Below are 22,134 nucleotides of genomic sequence, written 5' to 3' on the forward strand. Positions count from 1 at the left end.
ACCCTGCCGCGACGGTGCACCGCCAACCAGCACCCTGGCAGGGATACCCTCGAGAGTCGATGACACGTGACAACGTCCTCGGGGAGTTCCTCCAGGCGCGCCGGGCCCGCGTGCGGCCGGATGACGTGGGGCTTGCCACCTACGGCCGGCGCCGGGTGCCGGGGCTGCGCCGCGACGAGCTCGCGCGGCTGGCCGGCGTCTCGGTCCAGTACCTGACCAGGCTGGAACAGGGCGTGGACCGCAACCCGTCCCCGCAGGTCGTGGACGCGTTGGCGGCGGCGCTGCGCCTGGACCCGGACGCCGCGGCCCACCTGCGCGCCCTGGCCGCCCCGCCGTCCGAGCCGCACGAGCCCGGCGGGGCCGGTGCCGAGGTGCAGCGGTTGCTCGACTCGTGGGGGAGCACTCCGGCGTACGTGCGCGACCGCTGGTTCGACGTGGTGATGGCCAACAAGGCGGCCATGCTGCTCGCCCCGATGTACCACCCCGGCCGCAACCTGGTCCGCGAGGTGTTCCTCGACCCCGCCACCCGTACGTTGTTCCCGGACTGGCCGGACATCGCCGCGCAGACGGTGGCGGCTCTGCGGGCAACGGCCGACCCACGCGATCCGCGGACCACCGCCCTGGTGGCCGACCTGCTGCCCCACGACGACTTCCGCTCGCTGTGGGAACGACACGACGTACGCCCGTCCCGCGACGAGACCAAGCGCTTCAACCACCCCGACGCCGGCCGTCTCACCCTGCGCCGCCAGACCCTCACCATCGCCGGAGCCGAAGACCACACGATCATCGTCTACCAGCCCGAGCCCGGCAGCCCGTCGGCCGACGCCCTGGCCCGGGTCGCCTCAACCCGACGGCTTCACCCGCCGGAGGGAGTCGGCGAGGAAGAGCGGGTGACAACCGGAAGCGGATCGTCCGGAACCGGTCCTAACGTGACCCCATGACCGAGTGCCGCGGAGCAGGACTTCATCGGAGCGCGCTCCGGGCGGTGTCGAACGGACGTGTGGGGTGTCCTCACGTGAGCCAGGACGTTCCGGGCGCCGGCGCTGCACCGGGGCGTCGCGAACGAACCCCAGGCGATGGTCCGCCGTGTCGTCCGCGGTGTCGTCCGCAAAGAGGAACGGGAGCACCGGCTCTTACGCCGAACGCAACCCGACCTCACTAGAGAAAGAGAACTGATCGTGCACATCCTGCTCATCGGTGGCCTGTGGCTCGACGGCTCGGCATGGGACGCCGTCGTGCCCGCGCTGCGGGAACTCGGCCACGACCCCGTGCCGCTGACCCTCCCGGGTCAGGGTGACGGTTCGACCTCCGCCACGTTGGCCGACCAGGTCGCGGCCGTGCTCGCCGCCGTGGACGCCGCGCCGGACCGCCCTCTGGTGGTCGGGCACTCCGCTGCGTGCTCGCTGGCCTGGTCGGCCGCCGACGCCCGACCGGAGAAGGTGGCGAAGGTCGTGATGATCGGCGGTTTCCCGGCCGGTGACGGGAAGGCCTACGCCGACTTCTTCGACACCGACAACGGCGTCATGCCCTTCCCCGGGTGGGCGCCGTTCGACGGGCCGGACTCCGCGGACCTGGACGAGGACGCCAAGCGCGCCTTCGCCTCCGCCGCGATCCCCGTCCCGGAAGGCGTGACCAAGGGCGTCGTGCACCTGGCCGACGAACGCCGGTTCGACGTCCCGGTGACGCTGATCTGCCCCGAGTTCACCCCGGCCCAGGCGCGGGACTGGATCGCCGCCGGTGACGTGCCCGAACTCGCCGCGGTCAAGCACGTCGAATACGTCGACATCGATTCCGGCCACTGGCCGATGGTCACCAAGCCGGTTGAACTGGCCCGACTCATCGCGGCCGCTGCCACCGGGCACTGACCCGCGCCGGGGTGCGGTGGAAACACCCCGCCGCACCCGGTGCCCGCCACCACCGGCGCCCCCACCACCGGCGCCCGCCACCACCGGCGGCTCACGGCGCGCTGTTCGTCGGCCGGACTGCGTCGGGGTGCCCGTAACCCACAGCGGTCGGGTGGTCGGGGAGAGGTGACTGGTTGCCGGCTGGCGCACATCGCGTTGGACCGGGCTGTCGGCTACGGCCTGCGCGAGCGCGACGGGAGCCGGCGCACTCCGCCAGCCCCGGAGGAGGTGGTCGGCCGGCTGCTCCCATGACGGATGTCATGGCGCGATCATGACGGCTGAAACCCTCGTCGCAGGCCCCCGGTCGACAAGCTCGAACCATGACGGAGACGACGGTCCGGGTCGGCGCGGCGGTGGCGTTGCGCGGCCTGCGCAAGAGGTTCGGAGAGGTCCGCGCGGTGGACGGGGTCGACCTGCTCATCTCACCCGGTGAGGTCGTGGCGCTGCTCGGACCCAACGGCGCGGGCAAGTCGACCACCGTGGACATGCTGCTGGGCCTCACCCGCCCCGACGAGGGGGACGTCGCGGTGTTCGGCCGCGGTGCCCGCGAAGCCGTCGCCGACGGTGTGGTCGGGGCCATGTTGCAGAGCGGCGCGCTGCTGGACGACGTCACGGTCGCCGAGGTCGTCGGTCTGGTCGCGGCCCTGCACCGCGAGCCCCTCCCCGTCCGGGAGGCGTTGGCCCGCGCCGGGATCGCCGACCTCGCCGACCGGCGCTGCGCGAAGCTGTCCGGCGGGCAGAAGCAGCGCGTCCGGTTCGCCCTCGCGCTCGTCGGCGACCCCGACCTGCTCGTCCTGGACGAGCCCACGGTCGCGATGGACGTCGAGACCCGCCGCCAGTTCTGGCAGTCCATGCGCGCCTACACCGCCACCGGCCGCACGGTCCTGTTCGCCACCCACTACCTCGAAGAAGCCGAGGAGTACGCCGACCGCGTCGTCCTCATGCGCGCCGGACGGGTCGTCGCCGACGGCTCCGTCGCCCAGGTCCGCGCCGCCGTCTCCGGCCGCACGCTGCGCGCGGTCGTCCCCGGCGCCCGCGAGCACGACCTCGCCCGGCTGCCCGGCGTGCGGTCCGTCGACGTCCGCGGCGACCGGGTCGCGCTGACCTGCGGCGACTCCGACACCGCCCTGCGCGCCCTGCTCGCCGCCCACCCCGCCGCCCACGACATCGAGATCGCCGCGCTCGGCCTCGAGGACGCCTTCCTCGCCCTGACCGGCGCCCTGACCGGCGACCTGACCGGCGACCTGACCGGCGACCTGACCGGCGACCTGACCGGAGCCCCGATCGCAGCCCTGGCCGGAGAGGACACCGACCGGTGAACGCCCGCTTCCTCGCCCTCGAACTGCGCCGCGCCGTCCGCAACGGCCGCTACCTGATCTTCACGGTCGCCGTGCCGGCCCTGATGTTCGTCCTGTTCGTCAACCTCTACGGCGGCCAGGCCGGCACGTTCCCCAACGGCGTCCCGGTGGTCACCTCCCTGATGATGAACATGGCCCTGTTCGGCGTGATCGCCGGCCCGCTGTCCACGGGCGCCGGCATCGCTGTCGAGCGCGGCACGGGCTGGCAGCGCCAACTTCAGCTGACCCCGTTGTCCAGCACCGGGTACGTGCTCACCAAGGGCGTGCTCGGGATGGTCGTCGCACTGCCCGCGATCCTGCTGGTCAGCCTCGTCGGCGTGGTGGTCGAGGGCGTCCGGCTGGAACCGCTGCAGTGGGTGGCGGTGCTCGGCACGCTGTGGCTCGCCGCCCTGCCGTTCGTGCTCGTCGGCATCGTCGTCGGCCTGTTCGCGACCCCGGACGGCATGCAGGCGGTCACCGGCGTGGCGTCGATGCTGTTCGGCCTGCTCGGCGGCATCTGGATCCCCGCCGACGTGGCGCCCGACTGGCTGCGCACGATCATGCAGGTCCTGCCCGTGTACTGGGCGAAGGAGCTGGCGCTGGCGTCCGTGGCGTCCGGTGTGGACGTCGGGCGCGCGGTGCTGGTCGTCGGCGCCTGGGTGCTCGGCCTCGGCCTGCTGGCCGCCCGGCGGTTCCGCGCGGCGCACGTTTAGGTTGGCGGCATGCGCGACAAGCACCGCTGGTGGGCGTTCGGCCTGGTCTTCGTCCTGCTGTACGTCCCGGCGGTGGCCTGGGACCTGGCCGGCCGGACCGACCGGCCGCTGTGGTGGCGGGTCCTGACCATCGCGCTGCTGCTCGCCTACGCCGTGAGCTGGCTGGCGCTGCCGGTCGTGCTGCGGTTCCAGGACGGGGACGTCGGCCGCCGGACGGTGTTCTGCGTCGCCCTCACGGTGCTGGGCCTGGTGGTCGTGGGGCTGGTGGGCCTGGACGAGGCGGGCCTGATGGTCTACGTCATGGCGTCGACGGCGATCGTCCTGCCCGCCTGGCGGGCGATCGCCATCGACGGCGCGGTGCTCGCGGTCCTCGTCGGCGCGCTCGTGGTCGAGGGCCGGTTCCCCGACGCGCAGGCGTCGCTGGGCACGCTGCTGTCCGTCTCGCTCGGGATGCTCGCGGTGGGCCGGATGATCCGCGCGAACCGGGCGCTGGACCTGGCCCAGGAGGAGATCGCGGCGCTGGCCGTCACCGCGGAGCGCAACCGCCTGGCCCGCGACCTGCACGACATCCTCGGCCACAGCCTCACCACCATCACGCTCAAGGCGGGCGTGGCGCGGCGGCTGCTGGAGAGCGACGAGCGCGACCGCGCGTACGACGAGGTCCGCGAGATCGAGAACCTCACCCGCCAGGCGCTCGGGGACGTCCGCGCCACCGTCTCCGGCTACCGGGAGGTGTCGCTGTCCGCCGAGGTCGTCGGCGCGCGGGAGGCGCTGCGCGCGGCGGGCGTGCGGGCCGACCTGCCGCACGCCGTGGACAACGTGCGCCCCGACCTGCAGCGGGTCTTCGGGTACGTGCTGCGCGAGGCCGTCACGAACGTGCTGCGGCACGCCGCCGCCACGCGGTGCGAGGTCCGGCTGGGCGACACGTGGCTGGAGGTCCGCGACAACGGGCGCGGGCACGGCGCGGGCACGCCGGGAACGGGGCTGACCGGCCTGTCCGAACGCCTCGCCGAGGTGGGTGGCAGGGTGGTCGCGGGGCCGCTGGCGGGCGGCGGCTACCGGGTGCGGGCGGAGGTCGCATGATCAGGGTGCTGCTGGCGGACGACCAGGCGCTGGTGCGCGGGGCGTTCGCCGCGATGCTGGGCCTGGAGCCCGACATCGAGGTGGTGGCGGAGGTCAGCTCGGGGGACGACGTCGTGCCCGCCGCCCTGCGCAGCACCCCGGACGTGGCGCTGCTGGACGTCCAGATGCCCGGCCGGGACGGCCTGACCGCCGCGGCCGACCTGCGTGCGGCGCTGCCGTCGTGCCGGGTGATCGTGTGCACGACGTTCGGGCGACCCGGCTACCTGGCCCGCGCGATGGCCGCGGGCGCGGTCGGTTTCGTGGTCAAGGACGCGCCGCCCGAGCACCTGGTGGACGCCGTGCGGCGCGTGCACCGGGGACTGCGCGTGGTGGACCCGGCGCTGGCGGCGGAGTCGCTGGCCACCGGCCGCAGCCCGCTGACGGAACGGGAGCGCGAGGTCCTCTCGTCCGCCCGGGACGGTGGCACGGTGGCCGACGTCGCTCGCGCGCTGCACCTGTCCGAGGGAACGGTCCGCAACCACCTGTCGGCGGCGATCGGCAAGACGGGAGCGCGGACGCGGGCGGAGGCGGTCCGGGTGGCCGAGGACAGCGGCTGGCTCTAGTCGGTGGACTCGCGCGGACGGCAGCGTGGACACAGCCGCGCGAGCGGTCGAGTGCGGGTCAGTTGACGCAGAGCGGCTCGTGGCGCACGAAGTTCACCGGGGACGGCCCTCCCGAGTTCGGGTCGGCCGCGGCGGCTGTCGCGGAGGTCGAGGGGGTGCCGCTGACGAGTCCGGTGACGAAGGCGCGGATGCCGGCGGGGTCGGCGGCGGTCGTGCCGTCCGGCATGACCCTCGCCGGGGCGGTGACGAACTCGACGTCGCCTGCCGCCAACTCCTGCATCCGGCGGACGAAGTCGAGCACGTCCCAGTCCGCGTCGATGACCACCGTGCGGCGCAGGGTGTCGGTGAGCCGGGAGACGGTCGCCGGGTCGGTCAGCGTTCCGGTGGACAGCAGCTTGTCGGCCAAGCCCTGCATGAACACCTGCTGGCGGACGATGCGGTCCAGTTCGCCGCGGGGCAGGCCGCGCCGCTGGCGGACGAACGACAGCGCGTCGCCCCCGGAGATCGACTGCCGCCCGGCCGTGAAGGACGCGCCGGAGTCCGAGTCGGCGGTGTCCGCCTTCAGGCACACGTCCACGCCGCCGATCACCTCGCTGATCAGGTAGAAGCCGTAGAGGTTGAGCTCGGCGTACCGGTCGACCCTGATCCCGGTGAGCTGCTGCACGACCTGCACCAGCACCTTGCGCCCCGCGTCGTCGGACTCGCGCGCCAGGCGGCGCTCGTCGGTGACGCCCTGCCCGCGCAGGCCGGTTTCGGCGCGTTGCTTGGTCACGCCGTAGGCGGTGTTGATCGGTCCGTCGCCCGCGTCGGGGATCGGCACCCGGACGTCGCGCGGGATCGAGACCGCCGACGCCCGTCCACCCTCGTCCGGCACGCGGATCAGGACGAGCGTGTCGGTGGCGCTGCCCGACTTCTGCTCGGTGCGCAGCTGCTTGAGCACGTCGTCGGGCAGCGGCCGGCCCTCGGTGTCCGTGCGGCTGTCGTTGCCGACCAACAGGATGTCGGTGGCGCCGTCGGCCGCGTCGGGGCCGCCCGGGACGTCGAGCACGCGACCGGTCTGGACGCCGTCCTCGATGTCGCTCAGCACCACCCACGTGACACCGGCCGCCACCAGCACCAGGGCCGCCGCCAACGCGACCACACCCCGTCGTGCCGCGGCGAACCGGCTCCGGGCGCCACGACCGCGCCGGTCGGCCGGCTCGTCGTGGACGTGGGTGGTGACCGCCTCGGCGGGGTCGGGTGGCTCGACCCGGCCCAGGGTGGGTTCTTCGTCGCGCCTGGGGCCGAACCCGAACGACTTCGTCGGGCCGGCGGGAGGTTCGTGCGACACGGCTTCGGTGTCGTCGTCGGCTGCCGCCCCGGTGCCCTCGTCCGGCGCGGCCCCGGTGTCGTCGTCCGGCGCGGCCTCGGCGGTGTCGTCGTCCGGTACCTCGTCGGCGGTTGGTTCTCCGGTGTCCGCCTCTGCGGTCGTGGCGGGTGTGGTGTCGGCGGCGGCCAGTGCGTCGCGGAACTCGGCCGCGGAAGCGAAGCGGTCGGACGGGTCGGCGGCCAACGCCTTGTGCAGCACGGCCATCACGTCGTCCGGGACGCCGACGATGCCCGGCAGCGGCTGGTCGTGCATCCGGATGATCTCGGTCAGGTTCGGTTCACCCCGCCGCGGGAACCGGGGCGGCCGCCCGGAGAGCAACGCGTACAAGGTGGCGCCCAACGCGTAGATGTCGGCCCGTTCGGTGGGCGGCTCCTGCCGGAACGCCTCCGGTGCCGCGTAGGCCGGGGTCAGCGCGGTCAGGCTCGCCGAGGACTCCCGCCCCGGCTCGGCGAGGGCAGCCAGTCCGAAGTCGGCCAAGCCGTACACGCCGTACCGGTTGACCAGGATGTTGGCCGGCTTGATGTCCCGGTGCAGCACGCCGGCGGTGTGGGCGGCGGACAGGGCGTCCGCCATCTTCACCGCCAGCGCGCACGCCTCGTCCACCGGCAGCGCGCCACCGTCGCGCAACCGGTCGAGCAGCGACCCGCCGGTGCACAGCTCCATCACCAGGTAGGGACGGCCGTCGGGCAGGACACCCGCGTCGTAGAGGTCCACCACGTTCGGGTGCCCCGACAGCCGTCCCGCGGCCCGCGCCTCGCGGAGGAACCGGCGGCGGTCGTTCTCGTCGAGCACCACCCGGCTGTCGATCTTGACCGCGACCTCGCGGTCGACGCTGACCTGCACGGCCCGGTACACCACGGCGAATCCGCCGCGACCGACCACACCGACGACCGTGTACCCGGGCACCTGCGGTTGCGGCATCACGGTGGTCGAGCCTAGCGGCGAGCCGCACCCCGCATTTCGCGTCCGTCGGTGGCTGATCATCGGGTGAAACCGTTGGGCCGTACGGGGTGCTCTAGACGACTTCCAGGTTGGCCATCATGCCCATGTCCTCGTGTTCGGCGTTGTGGCAGTGGAACAGGTAGCGGCCTCGGTAGGCGTCGAAGCGGGTGATGATCTCGGCTGTTTCGCCCGGCCGCAGGGAGATCGTGTCCTTCAGGCCGGCGTCGTGGGGGAGGGGTGGGCGGCCGGCGCGGGAGAGGACGTGGAAGCCGACCAGGTGCAGGTGGACCGGGTGGTGGATGTCGGCGGTCAGGCGCCAGAGCTCGACGTCTCCCAAGCGGGTGGTGACGTCGGTGCGGGCCGGGTCGAAGGGGAGGCCGCCGATCAGCCAGCCGTGGTGGCCGTTGGTCCGGCCGGCGCGGAAGGTGAAGTCGCGGACTCGGACGGCGTCGGATGGGTCCCAGGTCGGGAGGTCGGTGGACAGGGTGGTCGGGATTCGGCTGTCGTCCTCGGCTCGGCGGGTGATGTGGAAGGCCATGACCTCGCGGGTGCGGCCGGTGCCCAGGCGGTTGAGGACGCGGACTCGGGAGCCGATCGGGATGTCGGTGAAGTCGATGACCAGGTCGTAGCGCTCGGCGGGGGCCATGGGCACGGACTGGTGGGTCACCGGAGTGGCCAGGAGGCCCTGGTCGGCGCCGATCTGGACCAGGTCGAGGGCGCGGCCGTCGTCGGTGACGGCTTCCAGCTCGTAGTGGCGGGCGTTGGAGGCGTTGAGGACGCGTAGGCGGTAGCGGGCGGCGTCCACCTCGTGCACCGGCCACGGGGCGCCGTTGACGAGGATGACGTCCCCCAGGACACCGGCGAAGTACTCGTCCCGCACGCCCGGCAGCACGCGCAGACCCGGGTCCAGGGACGGGTAGGCGAAGCTGCCGTCCTCGGCGAAGGCCCGGTCGGCGATCATCAGCGGGAGTTCGCGTTCGCCCGCGGGCAGGCCCAAGGACTCCTCGGCGTCGTCGCGGATGATGTGCAGGCCGGCCAGCCCGCGCCAGATCGCCGGGGCGGTGAAGTCCATCCGGTGGTCGTGGTACCACAGCATGGTCGGACGTTGGTCCAGCGGGAACGTGTAGTCCCGGGTGTGTTGGGTGACCACGGCGCGGGGGTCGTGCATGGTGTGGCCGGTGTGCTGTTCGGACCAGTTGCGCGGCAGGACCAGGTCGGTCGGGTAGCCGTCGGACTCCGCCGGGGTGCGTCCGCCGTGCAGGTGCACGACGGTCGGGACGGGCAGTTCGTTGTGGTGGGTCACGGTGATGGCCCGGCCGCGCCTCGACTCGATCGTGGGGCCGGGGAAGGTGCCGTCGTACGTCCACAGTGGAGTCTTGAGGCCGGGCAGGACCTCGGCGGTCGCCTCGCGCTGGGTGATCTCGTAGCGGTCGCCGGACGTCGGCTTCAGCACGGCGGGGATCGGCAGCGGCACCCGGAACGGCGGTGGCAGCGGCACGGCGCTGCGCAGTTCGGCACCGGTCGAGGGTGGCCTGCGGGCCAGCGCGGCGGCGGTGGACAGGCCGGTGACGGCCATCAGCCCCAGCGCGCCGCCGATGCCCAGCAGCCGCCGCCGGCTCAGGGGTTCAGGCACCGCGCACCTCCCGCCGCCACACGGAGACGAACTGCACCGCGAGCGCGGCGATCGTCGTCACGCCGAGCGGCACGTGCAGCCACAGCACGCCGTCGAGCCCGGCGAAGTACTGCACGGTCTCCGCCGCCACCACCGCGAGCGAGGCCGCGAACGGCCACGGCCGGCGCAGCCGCACCCACACCACGGCCGCGACGACCGCTTGCAGGTAGCCCAGCGAGGTGACCACGTCCGCGCCGATCGCGTGCAGCCGCAGCCCGTCGAACTCCCCGGTCAGGTACACGCCCGCGAACACCGGTTGGCCGGCGATCGCCGCCACGTGCGCGCTGACGACCGCCCGGAACACCCATTCGGCCGGTCTGGTGACCATGAGTCATCTCCTCCGCGTAGATCCTGCCGCCACGCTATGACTCAGGCGTTATTACGTCTAAGATCAATATCGCTATGACGTTATGCTCTGGGAGGCATGGTGGAGCTGAACTCGCTGCGGCAGTTCCTGGTGGTGGCCAGGTTGGAGCACCTCAGCCGGGCCGCCGACGAGCTGCGCGTCGCCCAGCCGTCGCTGAGCCGCACCATCGCCCGGCTGGAGGCCGAACTGGGCACGCCGCTGTTCGACCGCACCGGTCGACTGCGCCTCAACGACACCGGGAAGCTCTTCCGCGACCACGTCGAACGCGCCCTCGGCGAGCTGGACGCCGGACGACGGGCCGTCGCCGAAGCGGCGGACGGGGGCGTGGGCAGCGTGCGGCTGGCGTCGGAGACGTTCCTGACCCTCACCGGTCCGTTGGCGGCCTTCAAGCGCGCGCACCCGTCCGTCGAGGTGGCGCTGCACTGGGCACCGTCCGACGACATGGCCCGCCGGCTGCGCGCGCAGGACGTGGACCTGTGCGTCGCCTCGCAGCCCGTCCACGCTTCGGGCATCGACTCCACGACCCTGTTCGAGGAGCCAGTCGGGCTCGGGGTGGCGCTGGACCACCCGCTGGCGAGCCGGGAGTCGGTGACCGTCGAGGACATCGCCGACCAACCCTTCGTCACCGCCCGCGAGGGCCACTGGATCCGCCGCCTGCTCGACCGCCTCTTCGCCGCGCGCGGCCTGACGCCGAAGGTCGTGTGCGAGACCGACGAGCCCACCGCCATCGCCGAGCTGATCAGCGCGGGCCTGGGCGTCGGCCTCGTCCCGGGCTTCGCCCGCCACGCGCCCACGCGCCCGCCGGGCGCCTGGATCGCCGTCGACAGCCCCGACTGCCGGCGCACCGTGACCCTGTACTGGAGCACCGACGCCCACCTGTCCACCGCCGCCCGCCTGATGCGCACGACGATCAGCGACTGGGACTGGTCCGTCACATTCCGGGGCGCTGCGTTGTCGTAAGGGGAGAAGCCGAACGGAAGGGGAGCAGTCGTGGTGGACGAGATCAGGGAGCGGGTCAGCGGCATCGCGCAGGCCATCCGGGACAAGGACCTGGCGGGGCTGCGGCGGCTGTACGCGGAGGACGTGGTGTCGTTCGACATCGACCCGCCGCTGCAGCACGTGGGGGTCGACGCGAAGCTGAAGAACTGGGAGAGGGTGTTCACGTTCTTCGCGGAGCCCACCTACGAGGTGCGGGACCTGACCGTGGTGGCGGGGGAGGACCTGGCCTTCGCGTACTTCTTCGGACGGCTGTCGGGCACGCTCGGCAACGGTACGAAGACACCCGGCATGTGGGTGCGAGGCACGCTCTGCTTCCGCAAGGTCGAGGGCACCTGGCTCATCGCCCACGACCAGGTCTCGGTGCCGCTCGACATCGCGACCGGCCGGGGCGTGACCGACCTGGAGCCCTGACGAGCCGCACGCCGGCAGCGCGGAGACCCCCGGTCGAGTGGTTTCCGTGCTCGTCGGGCGGCCGATCGCAAGATCGAAGTGCACGCTGGTGTCTGCTGTGGACGGTCGACATCGGGGGTGTGGGTGGGTACTTCGCAGGAGCGGCGGGACCCGCGGCGGGCGGCGGTGCGGCGGACCGGGCCTCCGCCCCGGCGGCGGCGCAGGTTCCTCACGTTGGGGCGCGCGGTGTTGTTCGGTGCGATCGCGCTGCTGGTCGGTGGGGTGGTCAAGCTCCTCGTGCCGGCGATGACGCCGCTGCTCACGGCCGGGCTCGCCGTGGCGCTGGGCGCGGTTCCGCTGATCATCGACCTCCTCCGCGAGCTGCCCGAGCGGCGCGCGAAGGGGTCGACCCTAGGGCCGTTCGCGGCGGCGGCGTTCGTGTTGCTGGTGGTCGGCGGCGGCACGGCCTACGCGTTGTCGTGGACGATCGACCGGATCACCAGCGGCGAGACCGTGCGCGCCCAGCGGCTGGCCGCGCCCGTCGAAGGCTCGGTCGGCCCGCTCCAGGCGCGGATCGACAAGGTCGAGGTGACCGACGACTTCACCAAGGTCACCTTCACCGCCGTCAACCGCAGCGGCCTGGCCGCCAAGGTCAGCGTCGTCGACTCCTGCCGGCTGACCACGCCGCAAGCGGAGTTCCGCCTCGACGGCCTGTTCGACGTCCTGCGCGAGCCGTTCTTCCTCGACGTGCCCGGCGGCGGCACGCCCGTGACCAGGACGTTCGCCTTCCCCGGCACGCCCGACCCCGGCCGGACCGCCGTCACGCTGACGTGCGGCTCGGTGTCGTGGACCGGCTCGGACCCGAAGTGGTCGAACCGCGACTTCGTGGGACGCCCGCTGCGCGTCGCCGACGTCGAGCTCACCCCCGCGGGCTGATGTGGAACCTTCGACACCCGTGCGGTGTAGAGGGGGTATGACGGCAACCGCCACGGACGAGGCACGGCTGGTGGCCCGTGCCCGGGACGGCGACCAGACCGCGTTCGCCGACCTGGTGCGGGCGCACCACTCGGCCGCGCACCGCGTCGCCGTGCTGATGGGCGCGGGCGCGGAGGCCGACGACGTCGTGCAGGACGCGTTCGTCCGCGCCCACGCCGCCCTGTCCGGCTTCAAGGCGGACGCGGCGTTCCGGCCCTGGCTGCTGCGGATCGTCGCGAACCTGGTCCGCAACCTGCACCGCTCGCGCCGCCGGCGGCTGGACGTGCTGGTCCGGTTCGTCGCGCACGACCCGCGCGCCGACGAGCCCGAACAACCCGATGACCTGGTGCTGGCCGACGAGCGCCAACGCGCGCTGTGGTCGGCGCTGTGGCGATTACCCGACACGGACCGGCAGGTCCTGGGCTGCCGGTACGTGCTGGACCTGTCGGAGGAGGAGACGGCCCACGTGCTGGCGTGGCCCAAGGGCACCGTGAAGTCGCGGGCCGCTCGGGCGCTCAAGCGGTTGCGGGCACTGCTGGAGGACGAGGTGGACCGTGGCTGAGCGGCTGGAGGACGAACTGCGCGCCCTCGGGCGCGAGTGGGAGCGGGAACCCGACGACGCCACCGTGGCGGCCATCGCTCAAGCGGCCACGCGCAAGCGCAGGAGGTTCGGCGACGTCAGCGTGCCGGCCGTCGCGGCGGCGCTGCTGACGGTGGTGTCCGTGGCGGGCGTGGTGGTGCCGTGGGTCGTGGCCCGCGAGGCCGTCCCGGCCACGGCGACCACGCTGGCGACCCCGGTGACCGGCGACCGGTGGCGGTCGGCCTACTGCGGCGAACTGGGCACCGAGCCCCTGCTGGCCTCCTCGGCCGCGATCCGCGACATGACCGGCTGGCGTCCGCCGGGCGCGGACACGCCGTGGGGCAACCCCCTGGAACTGCGGATCACCGAGCCGGGCGGCGAGTACGGCATCACCATCGTGACCTACCGGGTGAACGGCCGCACGCTCACCCTGGAGCGCTACCCGGCCGGGACGACCTTCCTGCCGCCCGAGCGGGGAGAGACCGAACAGGTGGCGCTGGACGGTGTGACGGCGGTGCTGGTCCGAGCCCCGTCGCGCACCGGCTACACGGTGGACTTCCGCCGCCACGCCTCGCTGCACGGGCAGTGGGACTGCTCGGCCCCGCGCCTGATGTGGAGCAAGGGCGGCGACGCCTTCGCCCTCACCGGTCCGCTGCCGCTCGACGAGGTGGTGGCGCTCGCGAAGACTCTCTGAAAGAGGGGGTGGTGGTCCCGCGGCGGGCGGACTCCGTTGTCCACCCGCCGCGGGGCCGGCTCACGCGATCGGCCGGTCCGTCGGCTCGATCGGTCGGGGCAGCACCTGCCGCCCGGTGAGGAACGCGTCCACGCCCGCGGCGGCCGACCGGCCCTCCGCGATGGCCCAGACGATCAGCGACTGGCCGCGGCCCATGTCGCCGGCGACGAACACGCCGTCCGCGGACGTCTTGAAGGACTCGTCGCGCACCACGTTGCCGCGCGCGTCCAGCTCGACGCCCAACTGCTCCAGCAGCCCGGCCTTCTCCGGCCCCAGGAAGCCCATCGCCAACGTCACCAGCTGCGCCGGGATCTCCCGCTCGGTGCCCGGCACCGGCTGGAACTTGGAGTCCACCTCGACCAGCTTCAACGCCCGCACGGCCCCGTCGGCGTCGCCCAGGAACTCGACCGTGGACACCGAGTAGAGCCGCTCGCCGCCCTCCTCGTGCGCGGAGGTCACCCGGTAGAGCATCGGGTAGGTCGGCCACGGGTGCGCGTCGGTCCGCGTCTCGGCGGGCCGGGGCATGATCTCCAGCTGGGTCACCGACGCCGCGCCCTGCCGGTGGGCGGTGCCGACGCAGTCCGCGCCGGTGTCGCCGCCGCCGATCACCACGACGTGCTTGCCGGCCGCCGAGATCGGCGAGTCCGGCAGCTCGCCGCGGGCGACCCGGTTGGCCCACGGCAGGTACTCCATCGCCTGGTACACGCCCGAGAGCTCGCGGCCGGGCACCGGCAGGTCGCGCCACGCCGTCGCCCCACCGGCCAGCACCACGGCGTCGTAGGAGTTCCGCAGCTCGTCCACCGTGACGTCCACGCCGACGTTCACGTTGGTGCGGAACTCGGTGCCCTCGGCCCGCATCTGGTCCAGCCGGCGGTCCAGCCGCCACTTCTCCATCTTGAACTCGGGGATGCCGTAGCGCAGCAGCCCGCCGATGGCGTCCGCCCGCTCCAGGACCACCACGTCGTGGCCCACGCGGGTCAGCTGCTGCGCGGCGGCCAGGCCCGCGGGCCCCGAACCCACCACGGCGACCTTGAAGCCGGTGCGGGTCCGGGGCTCCTGGGGCGTGACCCACCCCTCGTCGAAAGCGCGGTCGACGATCGAGATCTCGACCCGCTTGATGGTGACGGGATCGCCGTTGATCCCGACCACGCAAGCGGCCTCGCAGGGGGCGGGGCACAACGTCCCGGTGAACTCCGGGAAGTTGTTGGTGGCGTGCAGCCGCTCGATGGCGTCACGCCAGTCCTGCTGCCACACCAGGCTGTTCCACTCGGGGATCAGGTTGCCCAGCGGGCAGCCCTGGTGGCAGAACGCGATGCCGCAGTCCATGCAGCGGCCGGCCTGCTTCTCCAGCTTGGGCCGCTCGAACTCCTCGTAGACCTCGCGCCAGTCGCGCAGCCGCAGGAACACCGGGCGGCTGCGCGGGGTCTCGCGTTCGGTGGTCAGAAAACCGCGCGGGTCAGCCATGTGCGGCCTCCATGATCGCCTCGTTCACGTCGCGGCCCTCCTGCTCGGCCCGCGCCCGCGCGGCCAGCACCCGCTTGTAGTCCTTGGGCATGACCTTGGTGAACCGGTCGACGGCGAGGTCCCAGTCCGCCAGCAGGGCGTGCGCCACCGCGGAGTCGGTTTCCGCGTAGTGCTTCTCCACCACCGTCCGCAGGAACTCGCGGTCGGCGTCGTCCAGCGGGTCCAGGTCCACCATCTCCTGGTTGACCCGCTGCTCCTTCGCGTCCAGCACGTAGGCGACGCCGCCGGACATGCCCGCCGCGAAGTTGCGCCCGGTCGGCCCGAGCACGACCACCCGGCCGCCGGTCATGTACTCGCAGCCGTGGTCGCCCACGCCCTCGACCACGGCCAGCGCGCCGGAGTTGCGCACGCAGAACCGCTCGCCGACCTTGCCGCGCAGGAAGATCTCGCCGCCGGTGGCGCCGTAGCCGATGACGTTGCCCGCGATGATGTGCTGCTCGGCGGCGAACTGCGCGTCCGCCACCGGCCGGACCGTGATCCGCCCGCCGGACAGGCCCTTGGCGACGTAGTCGTTGGCGTCGCCGACCAGCCGCAACGTGATGCCGCGCGGCAGGAACGCGCCGAACGACTGCCCGGCGGTGCCGGTGAAGGTCACGTCGATGGTGTCGTCGGGCAGGCCCTCGCCGCCCCACCGCTTGGTGACCTCGGAGCCCAGCATGGTGCCGACCGTGCGGTTGACGTTGCGCACCGGCAGTTCCAGCCGCACCCGGTCACCGGAGGCGATCGCGCCCTCGGCGAGCTGGATGAGCGTGTTGTCCAACGCCTTCTCCAGCCCGTGGTCCTGCGCGACGACCTGGTGGCGCGAGGTGCCTTCGGGCAGCTCGGGCACGTGGAAGATCGGCGACAGGTCGAGACCCGCGGCCTTCCAGTGGTCCACGGCCTTGCGGGTGTCCAGCAGCTCGGCGTGGCCCACGGCCTCCTCCAGCGACCGGAAACCCAGCTCCGCCAGCAGCTCCCGCACTTCCTGGGCGACGAACTCGAAGAAGTTGACCACGTGCTCGGCCTTGCCCGCGAACTTCGCGCGCAGCGCCGGGTTCTGCGTGGCCACGCCCACCGGGCACGTGTCGAGGTGGCAGACGCGCATCATGATGCAGCCGGACACGACCAGGGGAGCGGTGGCGAAACCGAACTCCTCTGCGCCCAGCAGGGCCGCGATCACCACGTCCCGGCCGGTCTTGAGCTGGCCGTCGGTCTGCACCACGATCCGGTCGCGCAACCGGTTGGCCAGCAGCGTCTGCTGCGTCTCGGCCAGCCCCAGCTCCCACGGACCACCGGCGTGCTTGATCGACGACAGCGGGGACGCGCCCGTGCCGCCGTCGTGGCCCGAGATGAGCACGACGTCCGCGTGCGCCTTGGACACGCCCGCCGCGACCGTGCCCACGCCGACCTCGGACACCAGCTTCACGTGGATGCGGGCGGCCGGGTTGGCGTTCTTCAGGTCGTGGATGAGCTGGGCGAGGTCCTCGATCGAGTAGATGTCGTGGTGCGGCGGCGGCGAGATCAGGCCGACACCGGGCGTGGAGTGCCGCGTGCGGGCGATCCACGGGTACACCTTCGCGCCGGGCAGCTGGCCGCCCTCGCCGGGCTTCGCGCCCTGCGCCATCTTGATCTGGATGTCCTCGGCGTTGACCAGGTACTCGCTGGTCACGCCGAACCGGCCGGAGGCCACCTGCTTGATCGCCGAGCGGCGGATCGGGTCGTAGAGCCGCTCCGGGTCCTCGCCGCCCTCGCCGGTGTTGGACTTCGCGCCCAACCGGTTCATGGCGATGGCCAGGGTCTCGTGCATCTCCTGCGAGATCGAGCCGTAGGAGATCGCGCCCGTGGCGAACCGCTTCACGATGGACGACACCGGCTCGACCTCGTCGATCGGCACCGGGGGCCGGACCGACTTGAACTCGAACAGGCCGCGCAGGGTCATCAGCCGCTTGGACTGGTCGTCCACGGCCTTCGTGTACTCCTTGAAGATGTCGTAGCGACCGGTCTTCGTGGAGTGCTGGAGCTTGAACACCGTCTGCGGGTTGAACAGGTGCGCCTCACCCTCGCGACGCCACTGGTACTCGCCGCCGACCTCCAGCTCCCGGTGGTGGGCCCGGACGCCGTCGGGCGGGAACGCGAGCCGGTGCCGCTTGGCGACCTCCTCGGCGATCACGTCGAACCCGATGCCGCCCAGGCGGGACGTGGTGCCGGTGAAGCAGGAGTCGATGACCTCCGCGCCCAGGCCGATGGCCTCGAAGATCTGCGCGCCGGTGTAGGAGGCGACGGTCGAGACGCCCATCTTGGACATCGTCTTGCGCACGCCCTTGCCCAGCGCCTTGATCAGGTTGCGGGTGGCGGTCTTCGGGTCCAGCCCGGCCATCTCCTCCACCGACGCCATCGCCAGGTAGGGGTTGACCGCCTTGGCGCCGTAGCCGATGAGCAGCGCGATGTGGTGCACCTCGCGGGCGTCGCCGGACTCCACGATGAGGTCCACCTGGGTCCGGGTCTTCTCCCGCACCAGGTGGTGGTGCACCGCGCCGGTCAGCAGCAGCGACGGGATCGGCGCGTGGTTCGCGTCCACGCCCCGGTCGCTCAGCACGACCAGCCGCGCGCCGTCGCGGATCGCGGCCGACACCTCGACCTTGATCTCCGCCAGCCTGCCTACGAGAGCGTCACCGCCGCCGTTGACGTCGTAGGTGCCGTGCACGGTGTAGGTGCGGAACTCGGGCAGGGTGCCGTCGTCGTCGACGTGCACCAGCTTGGCCAGCTCGTCGTTGTCCAGCACCGGGAAGGGCAGGGAGATCCGGCGACAGCTGCTCGCGTCGGCTTCCAGCAGGTTGGGTTCCGCGCCCAGGGTCGCGTGCAGCGAGGTGACCAGCTCCTCGCGGATCGCGTCCAGCGGCGGGTTCGTGACCTGCGCGAACAGCTGGGTGAAGTAGTCGAACAGCTGCCGGGGCCGATTGGACAGGGGCGCGAAGGGGGCGTCGTTGCCCATCGAGCCGATCGGCTCCGCGCCGGTCTTGGCCATCGGCCGCAGCAGCAGCGTGAGCTCTTCGTCGGTGTAGCCGAAGACCTGCTGACGACGCACGAGGGACGCGTGCGTCGGCACTTCGCGCTCGCGCGCGGGCAGGTCGGCCAGGTGCAGGATGCCGTCGGACACCCACTCCTGGTACGGGTGCTCGGCGGCCAGCTCGCCCTTGATCTCCTCGTCGTCGATGATCCGGCCCTGGGCCGTGTCGACGAGGAACATGCGACCCGGTTCCAGGCGGCCCTTGCGGACGATCGAGGTCGGGTCGAGGTCCAGCACGCCGGCCTCGGAACCCAGTACGACCAGGCCGTCCTCGGTGACCCAGTAGCGGGCGGGACGCAGGCCGTTGCGGTCCAGGACCGCGCCGATCAGGGTGCCGTCGGTGAACGCGACCAGCGCCGGGCCGTCCCACGGCTCCATGAGCGTGGAGTGGAACTCGTAGAACGCGCGCCGCTGCGGGTCCATCTCGGCGTGGTTCTCCCACGCCTCGGGGATCATCATGAGCACGGCGTGTGGGAGCGACCGGCCGCCCAGGTGCAGCAGTTCCAGCACCTCGTCGAAGGTCGCCGAGTCGCTGGCGTCGCGGGTGATGACCGGGAAGATCCGCTCCAGGTCGCCCGGGATGAGGTCGGTGGCGAGCATGGACTCGCGCGCGTCCATCCAGTTGCGGTTGCCGCGCAGCGTGTTGATCTCGCCGTTGTGCGCCACGTACCGGTACGGGTGGGCCAGCGGCCACGACGGGAACGTGTTGGTGGAGAACCGGGAGTGCACCAGGCCGATCGAGCTGGTGACCCGCTCGTCGGTCAGGTCGGGGAAGAACCTCTCGACCTGCGGCTCGGTCAGCATGCCCTTGTAGACGATGGTGCGGCCCGACAGGCTCGGGAAGTAGACGCCGGTGGCGTGCTCGGCGCGCTTGCGCACGACGAACGCCAGGCGCTCCAGCTCCATGCCCTCCTCGCCGCCCAGGAAGAGCTGGCGGAACCGGGGCATGGTGGTCTTGGCCGTGGGACCGACGTGGTCGGTGTCCACGGGCAGGTCCCGCCAGCCCAGGACGATCGCGCCCTCTTCCTCGGCGATGCGCTCGATCTGCCGGCGGACCTCGTCGTCCTCGTGCGGCAGGAAGGCGGTGCCGACCGCGTAGGCGCCCGGTTCGGGCAGGTCGAAGTCGACGACCTCGCGGTAGAACGCGTCGGGCACCTGGATCAGGATGCCCGCGCCGTCGCCGGTCTCCGGCTCCGCGCCCCGCGCGCCCCGGTGCTCCAGGTTGCGCAACGCGACCAGCGCCTGGGCGACGATCGCGTGGTTTCTCCGACCGGCGAGGTCGGCGACGAACGCGACACCGCAGGCGTCGTGCTCGAACTGCGGGTCGTAAAGACCTTGCTTCGGCTGGTGGTGGTGGGTCACAACGGGCCCTCCCGTGGCATCGCCTGTCGAGGCTGTTTTCGGGCAAACAGACATGGCCGGGCTGCTCTTCGCGCGCTTCGTCGACGCGCGGCGGCTCGGCCTCGCAGGACTGCTGGCTTGGGGGTCCACGCCGGGGGAGATGGGGGCGTGGGGCCGCACTCCGTTGTGCGGGAAACTGCACTTCCTTGTGCGCGTGCCGGTGGGCCGGATGGGGCCGTGCGTCACGCGGGGCGGTGCACCGGGGTTGCCGGGGTCTTGTGACGATAGTGTGAATTCGCGGTTATGGCTCTAGTCCGACAGGGCGTCGTGGTGAATCCCACGCCCAGTTGACATCATTCCTACCAACAGGTTACGCCCAGTCGGACTAGCTTCTCGACCTCTTCAGTGGTGGCTAAAACTGCTCGGGGATGCGCTGGGCCACTCTCCCGCACCCGGCGGCGGCCAACACCGACAAGCCGGCCAAGCCGCCCTGCCACACCTGCGCCTCGCTCAGCGCGACGATCCCGTTCACGCCCGCCACCAGGATGAAGAGCAGGGCGAGCAACATCCAGAGCCGCCGTTCGGCACGCGCGCTGCGCGGGACGAGGAGAGCTGTCGGGGGATGGGTCACTGCTGGCACCTCCGCTCCTGGCCTTGACGCACCCAACGGCGTCAAGCCAGCGGCGGTTACCCGCTTGGTGCGGTCTTCACACCTCCGAGGGACAACTTTTTTCGAGATCTACTACGGGTGTGCGCAGTGCGTCACCGCCAGCCCCTTCGGCACCCCACCCGCTGACGGAAGCTCCCGCCTCCGCGCCCGGCCTGCCGCCTCCCGACGAAACCCGGTGGACGCGGTCCCGGGCGACGGGCCTCGGCGGCATCGGGCGGGCGCGGCGGGGTGGGCAGACGCGGCGAAGCGGCGCGGGCCGAGCTGGGCGGGCGCGGCGGGGCATGGGCGCGGCGGCGCGGACCGGGCGGCGCGGACCGGGCGGCGTGGGCCGGGCGGCGTGGGCTGGCTGGCGTGGGCTGGGCGGTGCGGGCTTGGCGTGGGCGCGGAGGGGCGTGGGCGGGTGCGGCGGGGTGCGGGGCCCGGAATTGTCGGTGGGTCGTGGGATGATCGAGTCGGGGGCCGGAGGCCGCGCCGCGCTCGCCGCCAGGCTCGCCCGCTCAGCCGACCGTGACGCCGAACAGCAGGCCCACGTAGTACGTCACCAGCATGGTCAGCGACCCCACCACCACATTGCGCCGCACCGCCCGCCACACCGGGCTCGCCCCCAGCCGCGCGCTGATCACCCCGGTCAGCACCAACCCCGCCAGCACCGCCACCGCGCACGTCCACACCCGCCACGACAACGGCGGCACGACGATCGCCACCAGCGGCACCAGGGCGCCCACCGCGAACGACACCAGCGACGCCCACGCGGCCTGCCACGGGCTGGTCAGGTTGTCCGGGTCGATCTGCAGCTCGGCCTCGGCGTGCGCCCGCAGCGCGTCCTGCTCGGTCAGCTCCCGCGCGACCTGCGCGGCCAGCTGTGGGGACAGGCCCTTGTCCTGGTAGATGTCGGCGAGTTCGCGTTCCTCCTCCTCCGGCATCTCGCGCAGCTCCTTCGCCTCCAGCCGCAGCGCCGCGCGCTCGGTGTCGCGCTGGGTGCTGACCGAGACGTACTCGCCGCCCGCCATCGACAGCGCGCCGGCGACCAGGCCCGCCACGCCCGCGGCCAGGACGGTGGTGCGGTCGGCGGTGGTGCCGGCGACGCCCACCACGAGTCCCGCCGTGGACACGATGCCGTCGTTGGCGCCCAACACCCCCGCGCGCAACCAGTTGAGGCGTTCGGACAGGGCGTCGTGGTGGGCTTCGCCGGCGTGGGTCATGGCGTGATCGAACCACCTCACGGGCGGTTATGCTGCGGCGGAGTCCTTGGGGGGATCGATGCGCAGGCGCGCGGTGTTGGGTGTCGGGGTCCTGGCCGCCGTGGGGGCGGTGGTGCGGCCGTTGCCGGCTCCGAAGAGGGTCGCGGGGTGCGCGGAGTGGGGTGCGCGGGTTCCCGTGGAGGAGCAGGCCGTGGTGCTGCGCCGGCCGGAGCGCATCCTCGTGCACCACACGGCGACGGAGAACGTCCTGGACACGTCCGAGCGGCACGCGTTCGAGCTGGCGCGGTTCTTCCAGCGGCTGCACACCGACGACCGGGGCTGGGGCGACACCGGCCAGCACTTCACGATCTCGCGCGGCGGCGTCCTGCTCGAAGGCCGGTACGGCAGCCTGGCCGCCCTGCGGCAGGGTGACCGGCTCGTGGAGGGCGCGCACTGCCCGGGCCAGAACCGGACCTCGATCGGCATCGAGAACGAAGGCACCTACGTGTCCGAGGTCCCGCCGGCCCGGCAGTGGGACGCCCTGGTGTGGCTGTGCGCGCGGGTGTGCCGCCAGTACGACATCCCCCCGACTGAGATCCACGGCCACCGCGACTTCTACGCCGACACGGTGTGTCCGGGCGACGCCTTCTACGCCCTGCTGCCACGCCTGCGAGCGGACGTCGCCCTAGCCGTCTAGAACGACCGA

19 protein-coding genes are annotated in these 22,134 nt (G+C 72.5%); 12 read left to right on the plus strand and 7 right to left on the minus strand.

Annotated elements, in window-relative coordinates; translation table 11 throughout:
- Positions 1 to 59 precede the first annotated feature (59 nt).
- The 6 genes from DFJ66_RS36645 to DFJ66_RS36670 all read left to right on the plus strand — a co-directional run bounded on the left by DFJ66_RS36645 (position 60) and on the right by DFJ66_RS36670 (position 5,639).
- Positions 60 to 941: a helix-turn-helix domain-containing protein gene (locus tag DFJ66_RS36645; protein WP_121228334.1), complete on the plus strand. Its 882-nt coding sequence runs from the start codon at positions 60 to 62 to the stop codon at positions 939 to 941.
- Between the two features lie 237 nt (positions 942 to 1,178).
- A complete protein-coding gene (locus tag DFJ66_RS36650) occupies positions 1,179 to 1,865 on the plus strand; it encodes an alpha/beta fold hydrolase (protein ID WP_121228336.1) in 687 nt (228 codons plus the stop codon).
- A gap of 359 nt (positions 1,866 to 2,224) precedes the next feature.
- On the plus strand, positions 2,225 to 3,223 hold the full coding sequence (locus DFJ66_RS36655) for an ABC transporter ATP-binding protein (RefSeq protein WP_121228338.1): 999 nt from the start codon (positions 2,225 to 2,227) through the stop codon (positions 3,221 to 3,223).
- Positions 3,220 to 3,954: an ABC transporter permease gene (locus tag DFJ66_RS36660; RefSeq protein WP_170199879.1), complete on the plus strand. Its 735-nt coding sequence runs from the start codon at positions 3,220 to 3,222 to the stop codon at positions 3,952 to 3,954. Before DFJ66_RS36655 ends, DFJ66_RS36660 begins: the two co-directional genes overlap by 4 nt.
- A 9-nt stretch (positions 3,955 to 3,963) precedes the next feature.
- Positions 3,964 to 5,037, plus strand: coding sequence for a sensor histidine kinase (locus DFJ66_RS36665; RefSeq protein WP_211351431.1), 1,074 nt, complete (start codon positions 3,964 to 3,966; stop codon positions 5,035 to 5,037).
- Positions 5,034 to 5,639: a response regulator transcription factor gene (locus DFJ66_RS36670; RefSeq protein WP_121228342.1), complete on the plus strand. Its 606-nt coding sequence runs from the start codon at positions 5,034 to 5,036 to the stop codon at positions 5,637 to 5,639. Before DFJ66_RS36665 ends, DFJ66_RS36670 begins: the two co-directional genes overlap by 4 nt.
- 58 nt (positions 5,640 to 5,697) lie before the next feature.
- On the opposite strand, the gene DFJ66_RS43150 is transcribed toward DFJ66_RS36670, so the two are convergent.
- From DFJ66_RS43150 to DFJ66_RS36695, 3 genes are all read right to left on the minus strand, one after another.
- Positions 5,698 to 7,929: a protein kinase domain-containing protein gene (locus DFJ66_RS43150; protein WP_246030285.1), complete on the minus strand. Its 2,232-nt coding sequence runs from the start codon at positions 7,927 to 7,929 to the stop codon at positions 5,698 to 5,700.
- A 94-nt stretch (positions 7,930 to 8,023) separates the two neighbouring features.
- Entirely contained in the window at positions 8,024 to 9,583 is a 1,560-nt protein-coding gene (locus DFJ66_RS36690; RefSeq protein ID WP_121228344.1) for a multicopper oxidase family protein, read from the minus strand.
- Positions 9,576 to 9,950 (minus strand): hypothetical protein, encoded by a 375-nt coding sequence (locus DFJ66_RS36695; protein WP_121228346.1) that lies wholly within the window; start codon positions 9,948 to 9,950, stop codon positions 9,576 to 9,578. Before DFJ66_RS36695 ends, DFJ66_RS36690 begins: the two co-directional genes overlap by 8 nt.
- Before the next feature lie 96 nt (positions 9,951 to 10,046).
- On the opposite strand from DFJ66_RS36695, the gene DFJ66_RS36700 reads away from it, so the two are divergent.
- The 5 genes from DFJ66_RS36700 to DFJ66_RS36720 all read left to right on the plus strand — a co-directional run bounded on the left by DFJ66_RS36700 (position 10,047) and on the right by DFJ66_RS36720 (position 13,627).
- Complete coding sequence (locus DFJ66_RS36700) at positions 10,047 to 10,949, plus strand: LysR substrate-binding domain-containing protein (protein ID WP_246030058.1); 903 nt, start codon at positions 10,047 to 10,049, stop codon at positions 10,947 to 10,949.
- 33 nt (positions 10,950 to 10,982) lie between these two features.
- Positions 10,983 to 11,399, plus strand: a complete 417-nt coding sequence (locus DFJ66_RS36705) for a YybH family protein (RefSeq protein WP_246030059.1) — start codon at positions 10,983 to 10,985, stop codon at positions 11,397 to 11,399.
- A 123-nt stretch (positions 11,400 to 11,522) separates the two neighbouring features.
- The gene (locus tag DFJ66_RS36710; RefSeq protein ID WP_147459452.1) at positions 11,523 to 12,314 is read left to right on the plus strand and encodes a hypothetical protein; all 792 of its coding nucleotides are present in this window, start codon (positions 11,523 to 11,525) and stop codon (positions 12,312 to 12,314) included.
- A gap of 37 nt (positions 12,315 to 12,351) precedes the next feature.
- On the plus strand, positions 12,352 to 12,915 hold the full coding sequence (locus DFJ66_RS36715; RefSeq protein WP_211351432.1) for an RNA polymerase sigma factor: 564 nt from the start codon (positions 12,352 to 12,354) through the stop codon (positions 12,913 to 12,915).
- Positions 12,908 to 13,627, plus strand: a complete 720-nt coding sequence (locus DFJ66_RS36720) for a hypothetical protein (RefSeq protein WP_121228354.1) — start codon at positions 12,908 to 12,910, stop codon at positions 13,625 to 13,627. The genes DFJ66_RS36715 and DFJ66_RS36720 overlap by 8 nt, the downstream gene beginning before the upstream one ends.
- 60 nt (positions 13,628 to 13,687) lie before the next feature.
- Here DFJ66_RS36720 and DFJ66_RS36725 read toward each other — a convergent pair whose 3' ends face one another.
- From DFJ66_RS36725 to DFJ66_RS36740, 4 genes are all read right to left on the minus strand, one after another.
- Positions 13,688 to 15,130, minus strand: a complete 1,443-nt coding sequence (locus DFJ66_RS36725; protein WP_121228356.1) for a glutamate synthase subunit beta — start codon at positions 15,128 to 15,130, stop codon at positions 13,688 to 13,690.
- A complete protein-coding gene (gene gltB, locus DFJ66_RS36730) occupies positions 15,123 to 19,598 on the minus strand; it encodes a glutamate synthase large subunit (RefSeq protein WP_121228358.1) in 4,476 nt (1,491 codons plus the stop codon). The genes DFJ66_RS36725 and gltB overlap by 8 nt, the downstream gene beginning before the upstream one ends.
- Positions 19,599 to 19,989: 391 nt before the next feature.
- A complete protein-coding gene (locus tag DFJ66_RS36735) occupies positions 19,990 to 20,208 on the minus strand; it encodes a hypothetical protein (protein ID WP_121228360.1) in 219 nt (72 codons plus the stop codon).
- Between the two features lie 536 nt (positions 20,209 to 20,744).
- On the minus strand, positions 20,745 to 21,449 hold the full coding sequence (locus tag DFJ66_RS36740) for a VIT1/CCC1 transporter family protein (protein ID WP_121228362.1): 705 nt from the start codon (positions 21,447 to 21,449) through the stop codon (positions 20,745 to 20,747).
- Between the two features lie 58 nt (positions 21,450 to 21,507).
- Here DFJ66_RS36740 and DFJ66_RS36745 point away from each other — a divergent pair, with 58 nt between their 5' ends.
- Entirely contained in the window at positions 21,508 to 22,125 is a 618-nt protein-coding gene (locus DFJ66_RS36745) for a peptidoglycan recognition protein family protein (protein WP_121228364.1), read from the plus strand.
- Positions 22,126 to 22,134: the final 9 nt, after the last annotated feature.

The sequence above is a fragment of the Saccharothrix variisporea genome (assembly GCF_003634995.1).
Classification (GTDB): Bacteria; Actinomycetota; Actinomycetes; order Mycobacteriales; family Pseudonocardiaceae; genus Actinosynnema; species Actinosynnema variisporeum.

Bases quoted from the DNA above. Each gene is read 5' to 3' on its own strand.
- DFJ66_RS36695 (WP_121228346.1), bottom strand. From the start codon at position 9,950: ATGGTCACCAGACCGGCCGAATGGGTGTTCCGGGCGGTCGTCAGCGCG.
- DFJ66_RS36725 (WP_121228356.1), bottom strand. From the start codon at position 15,130: ATGGCTGACCCGCGCGGTTTTCTGACCACCGAACGCGAGACCCCGCGC.
- DFJ66_RS36670 (WP_121228342.1), top strand. From the start codon at position 5,034: ATGATCAGGGTGCTGCTGGCGGACGACCAGGCGCTGGTGCGCGGGGCG.
- DFJ66_RS36715 (WP_211351432.1), top strand. From the start codon at position 12,352: ATGACGGCAACCGCCACGGACGAGGCACGGCTGGTGGCCCGTGCCCGG.
- DFJ66_RS36745 (WP_121228364.1), top strand. From the start codon at position 21,508: ATGCGCAGGCGCGCGGTGTTGGGTGTCGGGGTCCTGGCCGCCGTGGGG.
- DFJ66_RS36665 (WP_211351431.1), top strand. From the start codon at position 3,964: ATGCGCGACAAGCACCGCTGGTGGGCGTTCGGCCTGGTCTTCGTCCTG.
- DFJ66_RS36645 (WP_121228334.1), top strand. From the start codon at position 60: ATGACACGTGACAACGTCCTCGGGGAGTTCCTCCAGGCGCGCCGGGCC.
- DFJ66_RS36740 (WP_121228362.1), bottom strand. From the start codon at position 21,449: ATGACCCACGCCGGCGAAGCCCACCACGACGCCCTGTCCGAACGCCTC.
- DFJ66_RS36655 (WP_121228338.1), top strand. From the start codon at position 2,225: ATGACGGAGACGACGGTCCGGGTCGGCGCGGCGGTGGCGTTGCGCGGC.
- DFJ66_RS43150 (WP_246030285.1), bottom strand. From the start codon at position 7,929: ATGCCGCAACCGCAGGTGCCCGGGTACACGGTCGTCGGTGTGGTCGGT.
- DFJ66_RS36700 (WP_246030058.1), top strand. From the start codon at position 10,047: ATGGTGGAGCTGAACTCGCTGCGGCAGTTCCTGGTGGTGGCCAGGTTG.